Annotated in this window: 13 protein-coding genes; 8 read left to right on the top strand and 5 right to left on the bottom strand. The window is 36.2% G+C overall.

Translation table 11 applies throughout. The features are described 5' to 3' along the window. Nucleotides 1-89 precede the first annotated feature (89 nt). Nucleotides 90-1,379: an NAD(P)/FAD-dependent oxidoreductase gene (locus tag J3U16_RS00735; protein WP_065562725.1), complete on the bottom strand. Its 1,290-nt coding sequence runs from the start codon at nucleotides 1,377-1,379 to the stop codon at nucleotides 90-92. Between the two features lie 336 nt (nucleotides 1,380-1,715). Between J3U16_RS00735 and J3U16_RS00730 the strand changes: the two genes are divergently transcribed. The 5 genes from J3U16_RS00730 (at nucleotide 1,716) to rraA (ending at nucleotide 6,562) form a co-directional block, all read left to right on the top strand. Beyond that, nucleotides 1,716-2,687: an HlyD family secretion protein gene (locus tag J3U16_RS00730; RefSeq protein ID WP_065562724.1), complete on the top strand. Its 972-nt coding sequence runs from the start codon at nucleotides 1,716-1,718 to the stop codon at nucleotides 2,685-2,687. After that, the gene (locus J3U16_RS00725; protein ID WP_065562723.1) at nucleotides 2,669-3,808 is read left to right on the top strand and encodes an ABC transporter permease; all 1,140 of its coding nucleotides are present in this window, start codon (nucleotides 2,669-2,671) and stop codon (nucleotides 3,806-3,808) included. Before J3U16_RS00730 ends, J3U16_RS00725 begins: the two co-directional genes overlap by 19 nt. 14 nt (nucleotides 3,809-3,822) lie before the next feature. After that, a complete protein-coding gene (locus tag J3U16_RS00720) occupies nucleotides 3,823-5,010 on the top strand; it encodes an ABC transporter permease (protein WP_220225418.1) in 1,188 nt (395 codons plus the stop codon). Nucleotides 5,011-5,078: 68 nt separating this feature from the next. Then, complete coding sequence (locus J3U16_RS00715; RefSeq protein ID WP_267330794.1) at nucleotides 5,079-5,981, top strand: 1,4-dihydroxy-2-naphthoate polyprenyltransferase; 903 nt, start codon at nucleotides 5,079-5,081, stop codon at nucleotides 5,979-5,981. 89 nt (nucleotides 5,982-6,070) lie between these two features. Beyond that, on the top strand, nucleotides 6,071-6,562 hold the full coding sequence (rraA, locus tag J3U16_RS00710) for a ribonuclease E activity regulator RraA (RefSeq protein ID WP_220225416.1): 492 nt from the start codon (nucleotides 6,071-6,073) through the stop codon (nucleotides 6,560-6,562). A 92-nt stretch (nucleotides 6,563-6,654) separates the two neighbouring features. Here rraA and dprA read toward each other — a convergent pair whose 3' ends face one another. Then, entirely contained in the window at nucleotides 6,655-7,755 is a 1,101-nt protein-coding gene (gene dprA, locus J3U16_RS00705) for a DNA-processing protein DprA (RefSeq protein ID WP_267330793.1), read from the bottom strand. Between the two features lie 163 nt (nucleotides 7,756-7,918). On the opposite strand from dprA, the gene def reads away from it, so the two are divergent. Then, a complete protein-coding gene (gene def / locus J3U16_RS00700; RefSeq protein ID WP_065562719.1) occupies nucleotides 7,919-8,431 on the top strand; it encodes a peptide deformylase in 513 nt (170 codons plus the stop codon). Nucleotides 8,432-8,474: 43 nt separating this feature from the next. Here the strand turns inward: def and grpE are convergent, their stop codons facing one another. Then, nucleotides 8,475-9,059 carry a nucleotide exchange factor GrpE gene (grpE, locus tag J3U16_RS00695; protein ID WP_065562718.1) on the bottom strand — a complete coding sequence of 195 codons (585 nt, stop codon included), beginning with the start codon at nucleotides 9,057-9,059 and terminating at the stop codon, nucleotides 8,475-8,477. Between the two features lie 152 nt (nucleotides 9,060-9,211). Between grpE and nadK the strand changes: the two genes are divergently transcribed. Further along, nucleotides 9,212-10,090, top strand: coding sequence for an NAD(+) kinase (gene nadK, locus J3U16_RS00690; protein ID WP_065733678.1), 879 nt, complete (start codon nucleotides 9,212-9,214; stop codon nucleotides 10,088-10,090). 47 nt (nucleotides 10,091-10,137) lie between these two features. Here nadK and J3U16_RS00685 read toward each other — a convergent pair whose 3' ends face one another. Together J3U16_RS00685 and argF are read right to left on the bottom strand one after the other, a co-directional pair. After that, a complete protein-coding gene (locus tag J3U16_RS00685; protein ID WP_267342349.1) occupies nucleotides 10,138-10,635 on the bottom strand; it encodes a phosphatidylglycerophosphatase A in 498 nt (165 codons plus the stop codon). Nucleotides 10,636-10,733: 98 nt separating this feature from the next. Further along, nucleotides 10,734-11,741 carry an ornithine carbamoyltransferase gene (gene argF, locus J3U16_RS00680; RefSeq protein WP_267342347.1) on the bottom strand — a complete coding sequence of 336 codons (1,008 nt, stop codon included), beginning with the start codon at nucleotides 11,739-11,741 and terminating at the stop codon, nucleotides 10,734-10,736. Between the two features lie 268 nt (nucleotides 11,742-12,009). On the opposite strand from argF, the gene carA reads away from it, so the two are divergent. Further along, nucleotides 12,010-13,164: a glutamine-hydrolyzing carbamoyl-phosphate synthase small subunit gene (gene carA / locus J3U16_RS00675; RefSeq protein ID WP_267342345.1), complete on the top strand. Its 1,155-nt coding sequence runs from the start codon at nucleotides 12,010-12,012 to the stop codon at nucleotides 13,162-13,164.

Raw genomic sequence — 13,164 nt, 5'->3', positions numbered from 1 at the left:
AAAAAATAAATCAAGGTAATATTATAAAATTATTAGCTAAAATAGCTACTTAAATAAATTTTAAGTAGCTTTTAGTCGTGTTTTAGTCATTAATCCCGATTACTGAAAATAGATGTCGATTTTGTTTTGTACATAACTTTACTGGCACGAGCAAAACGAATCGTTTTGAAAATACCTAACAAGCTAGCTTGATGCATTCGATACAACAATCGATGAATAATTAGCGCAAACCATCCCTTTACACCCATTTCACTTTTTCCTGCTATTTTAACCACACCTTGCGCGGTATCATGTAAAGAAATGATTGTGCCATTATCGGTATACTTAAACGATTTTAATGGCTTATTATCTAATATGTTGATAATGTTTTCGTAACAAATTTTTGCCATTTGATGTGCAGCTTGAGCAGTAGGTGGTGAGGCATGACCATTGTCTTGCATTGCGTAAGCGCAATCGCCGATAACAAAAATATTGTCATCACGAGAAGTTTGCAATGTTGGTTTTACCACCAATTGATTTGAACGACTTGACTCTAATCCAGCAATTTCCTTTAAATAATCAGGAGCTTTAACACCCGCAGTCCAGATCATAATGTCGGCTTTAATAGTATCGCCTTCTTTTGGATAAAATCCATCGCTTTCAGCCTTAGTAATCATGGTCTTGGTTAATACATGGATACCTTGTTTTTCAAGTGTTTTAGTAATACTTGCCGCAGTCTTTTCTGGTAGGGCTGGTAAAATACGATCTGTTGCTTCAATAACCGACACATCTAAAAGATCGGAACACATCTTATTACGGCCACAGGCACCAAATGCTTCCACCATGTGTGGTAGTTCAGAAGCTAACTCAACGCCAGTTGCACCGCCGCCTACGATAGCAATTCGAATTTTATCTTCGTCGGTGCTTTGATCATTATCGATAATTGAACAGAAACTGGTGAATTTATTTATTAAGGTTTCTCGCAAGCGAATCGCTGCATTTTGATCGTCTAAAAAGATACAATGTTCTTTAACACCAGGTGTACCAAAATCGTTAGAAGTACTACCAATGGCAATAACTAAAATATCGTAATCAATAGCGACTGATTCATCTTGATGATTGATAATAGTGATTTGTTTTTGGTCCCGATTAAGGTCAGTAAAGGTACCTTGGGTAAATTCGAAATTATGTTGTTGTCCTTGAGATGCATAATAAATATTATCAACTTGCTCATCAAGTACACCCGTTGCTACTTCATGTAATAATGGTTTCCATAAATGATAACTGTTTTTATCAATTAGGGTAATTTGAGCTTTGTCCGTTTTGCCTAACTTATCACCTAGGTCAGTAGCGAGCTCTAAACCGCCGGCACCACCACCAATAATAATTATTTTTTGCATATTTCAAGCCTTATTATTTCAATTGTAAAATATCATACTAAATAAGTAGGTTTTTATCTATTTCTTTTGACTGATAACATTTATAAATGAAATCTATTAAAATGGAGGTTTACAATTATTGAAATTTATTTAAGGGTGAAATAGAATATCATTCAATATAGTTGTAAATAATCCCGTTTAGCCTTATTTGGGCATAGAAATATAGCTTAGATTGTTTAAATAAAGCGTTATATCGTATGATATAGTAATCATTTTTGAAGTATGTTAATTCTTGATTGCATACAATTATCCTAGTTCTTTAGGCCTTATCTTACAATTGTCACTCAAAACAAATTTATGAATAAAAAAATTTTTATTGTTATTGCATTGATTGTTATTTTAATTTCAATGACGATCTTAATACGTGCTCATAGCAGCCAGCTTATTTTGCAAGGCGAAGTTGATGCACCTAATGTCAGCATATCCTCTAAAGCCAAGGGGCGAGTGCAAGTAATTCATGTCAATCGTGGCGATGATGTTAAACAAAATGATGTCTTAATTACGCTTGACAGTCCTGAGCTTTTAGCTCAAGTTAAAGCTGCCGAAGCTGGGCGAGATCAAGCAAAAGCGCAAGTTGAACTTTCTCAAAACGGTACTCGTGAAGAAAGTATTCGCTATTATGAAGCGTTATTGGAACAAGCAAAAGTTTCTTATGATAATGCTTCGAAAGAGTACAATCGTAATAAAGCCATTTCGGCAAAAGGTTTTGTTTCTCAATCAATATTAGATAATGCCCTTAAAACGCGTGATGCAGCTCATCAGCAGGTTTTGTCAGCCCAAGCCAATTTAGATCAAGCGAAAAACGGTGATCGTATTGAACAGCGTGAGATCTATAATGCTAAATTGCAAGAGGCTGAAGAGCAACTTAAACAATTACAGATTCAATATGATGATCTGCAAGTCAAGGCGCCTGTAGATGGTGAGGTTGGTTCAATCCCTGCCGAAGTAGGTGAGCTGTTTAATGCAAATAGCCCACTATTAACAGTTATTCGATTACCACAAGCTTATTTTGTGTTTAATATTCGTGAGAATATTATGCCGAATATTCACAAGGGTGACCATGTTAAGTTGGAAGTTCCAGCGCTTGGCAATAAAGAAGTTGAAGCGGAAGTTCGTTTTATTTCACCAATGGGCGATTATGCAACTAAACGTGCTACTCGAGCAACGGGTGATTTCGATTTGAAAACCTTTGAAATTAGACTTTATCCAACTAAACCTGTTGAAGGCTTACGCGCAGGTATGAGTACATTATGGAAAATAGACAACTAATTTCAGATTTCTGGCATCGCTTTAAAGAAGCATTTAACGATGAAATTCCAGTTATATTTAAGCGTTTTACTTTCCATTGGTTAATGTGGATTTTACCGCTGATTATTTTTGTGATCATCAGCAGTATATTTTATCGAGGTGTATTATTTGATCTTCCTGTAGGTTATGTTGATCAAGATAAAAGTACCTTATCTCGTGAAATTATTCGAGATCTTAACGCTGGCGCGCACGCAAATCTAATTAATTATGATAATCAGTTAAAAATGGCTGAACGTGATTTAGAAAAAGCTAAAATTTACGCCATTCTCTATATACCGCCTAATTTTGAAGCCGATGTGTTAGCTGGTCGTCAACCAACGCCGATGCTTTATTATAATGCTTTATATTATAGTGCTGGCTTATACTCTATTATGGACTATTCCGGCCTAATTGCTTCATTAAATACGCAATATCGGACGACCATGGCAACCAGTATTGGTTTGCCCGTACCTAAGCTTTCTCAAGTTAATTTCAATTATGATGGGTTATTTAATGCCAGTGGTAACTCAATGTACTTCCAGCAATTTTCCGCGGTAGTTCATTTGTTACAATTATTTGTAGTGACCACAACAATTCATATTCTATCGCGATTACCTAAACGGACTCGGCCTAATTATCCATTTGTATTAGGTAAACTCGCTCCTTATACCATCTGGTATACCATGTTATTGATGTTTGAAATAGCAATGCTGGTTTTATTTTCTGATGCGCGCGTATCTGGTTCGCCATTTGCTATGATGCTGGTGGTATTCTTTTATGTTATTGCTGCGCAAAGTATTGGTATTTTGCTTTATACATTTACTAAAACAGTATTAGATGCATATACCTATATTGGGGTATTGGTGGGGCTTGCGTTGACCTATTCAGGAGTAGTGGTGCCTGAATTGTCGATGCCTTGGATAGCAAGATTTATTTCGTCACTTGAGCCTTTAACCTATGCACTGAATAAATTATTCGATCTCTTTTTACGACATTCCAGTTATCTATCTGTATTAAAAACATGTGGGATTTTAATGATCTATCCAATAATTATTACAGTGTTAGTTAGAAAACGTTTAGTCAAACGTTTACATTCACAGTAAGAGGCAATATTTGGATGCTTAAGCTATTTTTATCTTCAGCTATAAAAATGTTTTTTTATATGCTAATGCGACCAATGTGGTTATTGCTATTAGTTTCTGTTTCATTAATGAGCTTAGTTTATATTAATGGCACCATCACCAATTTGCCGGTAGCAATTGTTGATCAGGATCATAGCGCTACAAGTCGAAGTTTGATTCGATCTTTAAATACTAGCTCTAAAATCGATGTGCTTACTTATGAAAATTCATTAGAAGCTTATGATGATATTAACAGTCGTAAATTATTTGCGGTATTTACCATTCCAAGAAATTTCGAAAAACGTCTTTTAAACGGTGAAGAGGTGACAATTCCTGCTTATGGTGATGCTTCTAGCCGTCTAGCTAATGGTCTAATACAAGTTGATATTAGAGGAATATATCAACAAATATTAACCGAATATAATACGCGGGTAATGCGCAATGCTGGTTTTTCTGATCCGCAGATTAATATCATCTTATCGCCAATAAAAGGACAAACAATGCCACTTTATAATGCCGGGATTAGTTTTGCGGCGATAACTTTTCCTGGATTACTTGTCATGTTGTTGCAACACTCCTTTTTGATTGCCTCAACGCGCACCAATATCACCTTGCACTCCTTGCCCCAAGGTAAACCACCAAAGATTGTTATATTCGGAAGTTTATGCGGTCTTATACCAATATGGCTCTTTTTGTCTTTAGTCCTTTTTGGATTATGGCCTTGGGTTCTTGGCTATAGGCAATTAGCAAGCATACCCGAAATTATTATTATGACATTTCCGCTATTATTAGCTGTGTTGGGGTTGAGTAAATTACTCACTGAATGTTTACATCGAACCGAGATGATTTACCTAACCTTAGCCTTTTTGACTACCCCCGTATTTTACCTATCCGGTACTATATGGCCTCTTGATGCTATGCCGTTATGGGTACAAACGGTATCGCGAATGTTACCATCTACATGGGCAACAAATATGATTGCTGGTGTAAATCAGATGGGGTTAGGTTTGTCAGATAATGTATTTAATATATTTATGATTCTATTTCTCGGAGTCATATATGGTTCGCTAGGCTTTTTTATTGCAGCACTACGCGAAGGAAAAATGAGAAGATATTTCAAAAAAATAAAAAACTTTGTGCGTTCAAATACTAAAAAAGTTAATAATAAACCTTCAATTAGTTAATGCTAAAACGTGAATATACAATCAATAGCTGTTATGATGAATGCTTAAATTTTTCAAATAAATAACGTATGTCCAATAAATATTATCCATGGATTATTAGTTTACGCCCTAAAACGTTAGTATTATCGCTTTCGGCTATTTTGATGGGAAATTCGCTAGCATATTGGCAACGGTCTTTTGACCCATTGATTATGCTACTATCAATCATTACCGCATCGTTATTACAAATTTTATCCAATTTGGCTAATGATTACGGTGATGCAATTAAAGGCAGTGACCAACAAAATTTAACAGGGCATAAACGGGGATTACAATTAGGTTTAATCACGCTTAATCAACTAAAAATAGCGCTTTGGATTACCGTTTTATTATGTATTACTTCAGGGCTTGCATTACTTATTTTAGCCTGCAACAACTATCGACAACTTCTGATTTTTGTCTTGTTAGGATTATGCTCAATCATTGCAGCAATTACCTATACGATGGGGAAAAAACCTTATGGTTATATTGGATTAGGTGATTTCTCTGTCCTTATCTTTTTTGGGCTGGTTGGGGTAATTGGCAGTGATTACTTACAGACTAAAGTGTTATCGACACGACTCATCTTACCTGCAATTGCTAGTGGATTATTAGCGGTTGGAGTACTTAATATTAATAATCTACGCGATTATGAAAGCGATAAACAACATCATAAACGAACATTGATTGTGCTGATTGGTAAAACTTACGGTTGCTGTTATCACTTACTTTTATTAATTGTATCATTTTGTCTATTTAGTTTATTTGCTTACAAAAATCTACATACTTTTTGGAGTGGACTATTTTTATTAACATTGCCACTATATATAAAACATATCAATTCGGTGTTTAAATTTAAGACGGTTAATGACGCTGCACCGTTACTAATACAAATGGTCAAACTTGCTTTATTAACTAATTTACTTTATTGTTTGGGTATTATTTTGAGCTAGCTCACGTTTATTCTAAATTTATATCGTTTTACTTAATGTTAGCGTTATACTAGAATCGAATGAATATTACAGTTAAAGGAGACTCTACCATGGAGTTTGAAACATCAATTCTTTGTGATTACTACCCAGAAGATGTTAATGTCGTAGAACCGATATTTAGTAATTTTGGTGGTGTAGCTTCGTTTTCAGGCCAGGTCGTCACAGTGAAATGTTTTGAGGATAACGGTATATTGTACGAAGTATTACAATCCAATGGGGCAGGTAAAGTATTGGTTATTGATGGTGGTGGTTCTGTGCGCCGAGCATTGATAGATGCGGAATTAATCGATATTGCACTGCAAAACCAATGGGAAGGTATCATCGTCTATGGTGCTGTGCGCCAAGTTGATTATATTGCTGATGCTGAAATTGGTGTTCAAGCACTCGCAGCAATTCCTGTTGGCTCGGATGATCAAGGCGTTGGTGAAATTGATATTCGTGTTAATTTTGGTGGCGTGACTTTCTTCTCTGGTGACTTTATTTATGCTGATAATACCGGCATTATCTTATCTGAAATCGCTCTTGAAGTAGACGACAAATAAATCACTTATTATTTTCATAAACCGCTGTGGTTTTACAGCGGTTTTTTATGCTCAAAAACCCCGCTCCTCAACTTTTTTTGCGATACAATTTTCTATTTTGTCCGATTACGAATGTAACCACCAGTAACGGTGATAATCAATCCTGCTATCTCCATATCTAATAATTTAATAGTGAGTTCAGGAATGGGTAAATTAACCAGGGCCGCAATTGTATCAACTGGAATTGGGTGATGACGAATAACGGCAAATATTTCAGGATATAAAACAGTATTACTCTCTTTATTCTCAACACTATTTTGTCTATTTATTGTTGATAAAAAGCCACTATAGTGTTCTAAAATATCAGTTGGGTGAGTGACTAGATAAGCCCCTTGCTTGATTAAATAATGGGTTCCATGACTATTTTGATTATCGATATCACCCGGTAAGGCAAATACATCGCGATTTTGTTCAAGCGCATAACGAGCAGTGATTAGTGATCCACTTTTTTCAGATGCTTCAACCACAAAGGTTCCTAAACTTAATCCACTAATAATACGATTGCGACGTGGAAAGTATTCGGATCTTGCTTTTTCAAATGGATAAAATTCTGAAATGATGGCGCCATTTTGTGCCAAAATATCATTTGCCAATCGGAGGTTTGAGCGTGGTGAGATTTGAGCTAATCCACTACCTAAAACAGCTATAGTATTTCCTGATACCTCAAGAGCCCCTCTATGGCAAATAGCGTCTAAACCCAACGCTAATCCGCTAGTGACTGTTAAACCATTAATTGCTAATTCGCCAGCGAAATATCTTCCCCATTGTGCACCATATTCACTAAATTCACGGCTACCAACCATGGCAATTTGTGGTGAATGTAATAATTGCCTATTACCCATAACAAATAACAATAATGGTGGTGAACTAATTTGCTTAAGTAACATTGGATAATCGGAATCACAATACGCGATCAAATGTTTGGCTGGGTAAGGTGTTGCCAACCAATCGAGTATTGGCTCAAAATGAAGATAAGATGTTTCAAAAAAACGATCTTGGAGAGTTTTGGATAAACCTATTTTTTCTAATAATAGCGATACATCTCTTATTTTATTAGGTAGACCAGTACTAAAATAGTGAGCAATTTGCTCGAAATATCCCTTTCTTTTCTGACCAAGCATTGAAATTCGTAACAAAAACTCATATTTACTCATTACAGTCCTTTTTCCTCTACATTGTTGCTTTGTGCCATATCTAGAAGGATTGATTAGATATATTTTAGTAATAGTCAACTAAATCTATTCATAGGCATAATAAATGTTTACAATGTAGGCGAATTTGAAAAAATACAAAATTGAGGAGTAGATCGAAGAATTTATGGCTATTTTACCGGTATTACGTTTCCCAGACGAACGACTTCGCAAAATTGCAAAGCCTGTCTCTAATTTTACACCAGAGCTACAAAACATTATCGATAACATGACTGAAACCATGTATGCCGAAAATGGTATTGGACTTGCAGCTACACAAGTAGATGTACATGAGCAGATTATTGTGATTGATGTGTCGGAAGATAGAAGCCAACTTTATGTGATTATCAATCCTGAGGTGATAAGCCAAGAAGGTGAAACTGGCATTGAAGAGGGATGTTTGTCGATACCTGACTGCCGTGGATTTGTTCCAAGATCAGAAAAAATCAAAATCAAGGCATTAGATCGTAATGGTAAACCTTATGAAATTGATGCTGATGAACTATTGGCAATTTGTATCCAGCATGAAATGGATCACTTAAAAGGTAAACTCTTTGTCGATTATCTCTCGCCATTAAAGCGTCAACGTATTGAGCAAAAGATGAAAAAGCTAGCTCGTGAAGAGCAAAAGAATCGATAAATTAAACCGCCATTAATTTGGCGGTTTTTTATTTAAGCTTTCATTATTTAGCTACAATCACCATAGCAGGTCGGATAAGTCGACCATTGAGTGTATAGCCTTTTTGGATAGTATTGACGATCTGTCCTGATTGGTGTTCTGGTGATTCAACCATACTAATCGCTTGATGTAGATCTGGGTTTAATTGTGAATCAGCCGTATTTATCACTTCAATACCAAATTTTTTGACCGTATCTAAAAACGATTTTAATGTTAACTCTAATCCTTCTACAGTTGCTTTGTGTTCTGGATTATTTTTATCTGTAGATTCTAATGCGCGTTCAAGATTATCAATTACAGGTAAAAGCTCATTTGAGAATTTCTCAAGAGCATATTTACGTGCTTTGTCCACATCTTGTTCAACACGTTTGCGCACGTTATCAATTTCAGCTCGAGCACGAATCATTGCTTCACTTTCATTTTTTTTAGCAATTTCTAATGCTTGTTCAAGTTCTGCAATACGTGTATCTTTGGCTTTTAACTGCTCTTCAACACTTGGTTGAGATGGCGTTTGTTCTTCAGTAGTTTGCTCAGCCGGGACTTCAATGTTTGTTTCATTTTCTGACATATTATTCTCTTGTTCAGTCATACGGTACTCCAAATTTAGTCGAAAACTTAATGAATAACAGTTATTATGGGGGCAATTTTTATTATTACAAGTTTAACGATAAGATGATATCGTGTTTTTTAATCGGTAACTAAAAAATCTTTATATTTAAGTTAAAAAAACAAGGATATTTTATGGGTATACCATTTAAATGTGTTGGTTTGGTTGGGATTCCACGTAAATTAGAGGCGATTGAAACTCATCAGGTTCTATATGACTGGCTAGTTAACTTAGGTATTCAAGTTTTAGTTGAAGATCGGTTAGCGCAGTATATAAAATTTCCTAGTAGTGTATACGCAACTTTAGATACGATTGGTGAGCAAGCCGACTTAGCCATTGTTGTCGGTGGTGATGGTAATATGCTACGTTCGGCACGTCAATTGTCGCACTATAAAATTAAAGTGATTGGAGTAAATCGAGGTAATTTAGGCTTTTTAACCGATATTTCCCATGATCATGTTATTGAGCAATTAACTCCTGTTATCAAAGGGGACTATGATGATGATCCTCGGTTTTTATTGGAAGTGTCTATCTACAGTGATGGTCGGTTAATTAATTCTGGTTTTGCTGTAAATGAAATTGTAGTTACACCTAATACTGTTGCGCATATGATTGATTATGATGTGTATATCAATGAGCGCAATGCATTTTCACAACGAGCTGATGGTTTAATTATTGCAACGCCCACAGGATCGACTGCTTACTCGTTATCAGCTGGTGGACCAATCCTTGCGCCGCACTTAGATGCGTTAATTATCACACCAATGTTTCCACACTCTTTAGCGGTCAGACCATTAGTAATTAAGAGTGATAATCCTATCCATCTTAAATTTCCAACAACAGCTTTGGATCTTAATGTTGCTTGCGATAGCCAAATTATCTTGCCAGTTAAACCAACACAAGAGGTAATTATTCGTCGCTCAGATTATGAGTTTAATTTAATTCACTCTAAGGATTATGATTATTTTAATAATCTTTCAAGCAAACTAGGTTGGTCACAAAAGATGTTTTGAATTTAATCGTTATGTTAAGAAAATTATCATTTAAAGGGAAACTATCTTTAAATAATAAATGTTAATACATAAACAGATAAAGAAGAGAATATGGCGGCGATAACATCGTCGACCATAATACCAAAACCGCCCGGCACACGCTTATCAAACCAACGAATAGGCCAAGGTTTTGCCATATCAAACAATCTAAATGCGACAAAAGCAATCGTCACCCATAGTATTGAAAATTGAGGAATGAAATACAGCGTTATCCACATACCGACAAATTCATCCCAAACAATATGACCCGAATCATGAGTATGGGTATCATCCGACGTTTTTTGGCAAATATAACAACCAAACACAAACGTCACTAAAATAAAAACCCAATATAAAGCAGGTTGTAAACCCCAAAATAAAAGCCACAGTGGTATCGCCATTAATGATCCCATAGTACCAGGCATAATGGGTGATAGCCCACTGCCCAATCCGACCGCTAAAAAATGAATTGGATTAGTGAGTTTTAGGTATTTTTTAAAATCTTTATTGCGCGCTTGTTTCGTCATTCTGATGATAATCGGTTGATAAAATTATGCCGACTTGAGGTCGGCAAAAAATTTGCTTAGCTAGCTTTAGCCAGCACTTATAATATTTAGCTATATTATTAGTCTTTAGCTAAGGTTGCAACCATTACTGCTTTGATCGTGTGCAGGCGATTTTCGGCTTCATCAAAAACGATGCTATGTTTAGATTCAAAGACTTCATTTGTCACTTCTAAACCATTTTTCAAACCATACTGGGCAGCCATTTGTTGACCTACTGTGGTATTCATATCATGGAAAGCCGGTAAGCAATGCATAAATTTAACATTTGGATTCTCGGTTAATTTGACTACATTTTGATTGACTTGGTATGGGGTTAATAATTTCACTCGCTCATCCCACACTTCTTTCGGTTCGCCCATGGAAACCCATACATCGGTATAAAGAAAATCAACGCCTTTCACACCTTCAGCGACATCTTCAGTTAAAACGATTTTAGCGCCTGTTGTTTTAGCTATCTCTTGGCACTTTTGAACAAGCTCTGATTCAGGTTGGCACGCTTTAGGTGCCACTAGTCGGATCTCCATACCCATTAAGGCGGCGCCTTCCATTAACGAATTGCCCATGTTATTACGAGCATCGCCTAAATAAGCGAATTTAACGCTATTAAGTGGGCGCTCACCGATATGTTCTTTCATGGTCATAAAATCTGCTAAAATTTGCGTTGGATGCGCTTCAGTCGTTAAACCATTCCAAACCGGCACACCGGCATATTTTGCCAAAGTTTCAACAATATCTTGCCCATAACCTCGATACTCAATACCGTCATACATGCGTCCGAGCACTCGAGCTGTATCAGCAATCGACTCTTTATGCCCAATTTGGCTACCACTTGGCCCTAGATAGGTGACTTGAGCGCCTTGATCATATGCACCGACTTCAAAAGCACAACGAGTACGAGTTGAATCTTTTTCAAAAATTAAGGCAATATTTTTGCCAACCAAATGTTGTTTTTCGTTACCTTGTTTTTTTGCTTTTTTTAATTCAATAGCAAGCTGAATCAGCTGGTTAATTTCTGCTGGGGTAAAGTCGAGTAAACGTAAAAAATGACGTTGATAAAAACCATACATATTGAGCTCCTGATAGCGGTAAATATTGATACGATTCTATTTGAATAATTATGCAATTTCAAGTTAAACGTTTTAAATTTATAAAATGTCCTTTTTAGTTATTGAATTGTCTAAAAAATTAGATTTTATTATTTAATTATTTTTTATAATAACGCTTTTTTTGTTTAAAAAATTGTAATAAAATGACCAATTAATGAGTTACTGAAAAAGCATTTATGTGAATTATTATTCATAAATAGTGTTTATTTAATCAAAAGGTCTCTTAGCCATGCAAACTTATGCCCTCCTTATATTACAAGACGGTTCACAATTTATCGGTAAATCAATCGGTGCTGATGGAGAAACTGTTGGTGAGGTTGTTTTTAATACCTCAATGACTGGTTATCAAGAAATACTCACCGACCCTTCCTATTGCGAGCAATTGGTCACGTTAACTTACCCCCATATAGGTAATGTCGGCACTAACAATGCCGATGCTGAATCTAATCAAGTTTATGCAAAAGGGCTGATTATTCGTGATTTACCACTATTAGCCAGCAATTATCGCAATGAGCTCGATTTATCGAGCTATTTAAAACAGCATAATGTTATTGCCATTGCCGATATCGATACTCGCCGTTTAACTCGAATCTTGCGTGAAAAAGGGGCTCAGCATGGCGTGATTATCACGGCAAACGATAAAGAAACTTTACTTGAAAAAGCCGATACCGCTAAACAAATGGCGATCGATTTTAAAGGATTATCCGGACTGGACTTAGCCCAAAAAGTCACCTGCACAAAAAGCTATTTGTGGACACAAGGTGTATGGACAAGAGAGCAAGAAAACCCAGTAGCAAAAAACGCCTTGCCTTATCATGTTGTGGCTTATGATTTTGGCGTAAAACGTAATATCTTACGGATGTTAGTTGCACGGGGTTGTAAATTGACCATAGTTCCGGCCAAAACCTCTGCGCAGGAGGTATTAGCATTAAATCCTGACGGTATATTCCTATCAAATGGTCCCGGTGATCCGGCACCTTGTACTTATGCCATTGATGCCATTAAACAGTTTTTAACTACTGACATACCGATATTTGGTATCTGTTTAGGGCATCAACTGTTAGCGTTGGCTTGTGGTGCAAAAACCATAAAAATGAAATTTGGACATCATGGCGGCAATCATCCGGTTAAAGATCTTGAAAATAATCGAGTTATGATTACCGCCCAAAATCATGGTTTTGCCGTTGATGAAATGAGTTTACCGACTCACTTACGTGTGACGCATAAATCACTGTTCGACGGTTCGCTACAAGGTATTCATCATAATCAAAAACCCGCTTTTAGCTTTCAAGGTCACCCCGAAGCGAGTCCCGGGCCTCACGATGCCGCCCCACTTTTTGATCACTTTATAGAATTAATTAAAATTTATAAGCAGGAGCAATAA

The sequence above is a fragment of the Gilliamella sp. B3023 genome, from assembly GCF_026536845.1.
Classification (GTDB): domain Bacteria; phylum Pseudomonadota; class Gammaproteobacteria; order Enterobacterales; family Orbaceae; genus Gilliamella; species Gilliamella apicola_E.
Note: the sequence above shows the minus strand (reverse complement) of the source record. Positions and strands in the feature narration are given on the sequence as shown.

Coding starts and splice junctions, on each gene's coding strand:
- rraA (WP_220225416.1), top strand. CDS start 6,071: ATGGAGTTTGAAACATCAATTCTTTGTGATTACTACCCAGAAGATGTT.
- J3U16_RS00720 (WP_220225418.1), top strand. CDS start 3,823: ATGCTTAAGCTATTTTTATCTTCAGCTATAAAAATGTTTTTTTATATG.
- carA (WP_267342345.1), top strand. CDS start 12,010: ATGCAAACTTATGCCCTCCTTATATTACAAGACGGTTCACAATTTATC.
- J3U16_RS00725 (WP_065562723.1), top strand. CDS start 2,669: ATGGAAAATAGACAACTAATTTCAGATTTCTGGCATCGCTTTAAAGAA.
- grpE (WP_065562718.1), bottom strand. CDS start 9,059: ATGACTGAACAAGAGAATAATATGTCAGAAAATGAAACAAACATTGAA.
- dprA (WP_267330793.1), bottom strand. CDS start 7,755: ATGAGTAAATATGAGTTTTTGTTACGAATTTCAATGCTTGGTCAGAAA.
- J3U16_RS00715 (WP_267330794.1), top strand. CDS start 5,079: ATGTCCAATAAATATTATCCATGGATTATTAGTTTACGCCCTAAAACG.
- J3U16_RS00730 (WP_065562724.1), top strand. CDS start 1,716: ATGAATAAAAAAATTTTTATTGTTATTGCATTGATTGTTATTTTAATT.
- argF (WP_267342347.1), bottom strand. CDS start 11,741: ATGTATGGTTTTTATCAACGTCATTTTTTACGTTTACTCGACTTTACC.
- nadK (WP_065733678.1), top strand. CDS start 9,212: ATGGGTATACCATTTAAATGTGTTGGTTTGGTTGGGATTCCACGTAAA.
- J3U16_RS00685 (WP_267342349.1), bottom strand. CDS start 10,635: ATGACGAAACAAGCGCGCAATAAAGATTTTAAAAAATACCTAAAACTC.
- def (WP_065562719.1), top strand. CDS start 7,919: ATGGCTATTTTACCGGTATTACGTTTCCCAGACGAACGACTTCGCAAA.
- J3U16_RS00735 (WP_065562725.1), bottom strand. CDS start 1,379: ATGCAAAAAATAATTATTATTGGTGGTGGTGCCGGCGGTTTAGAGCTC.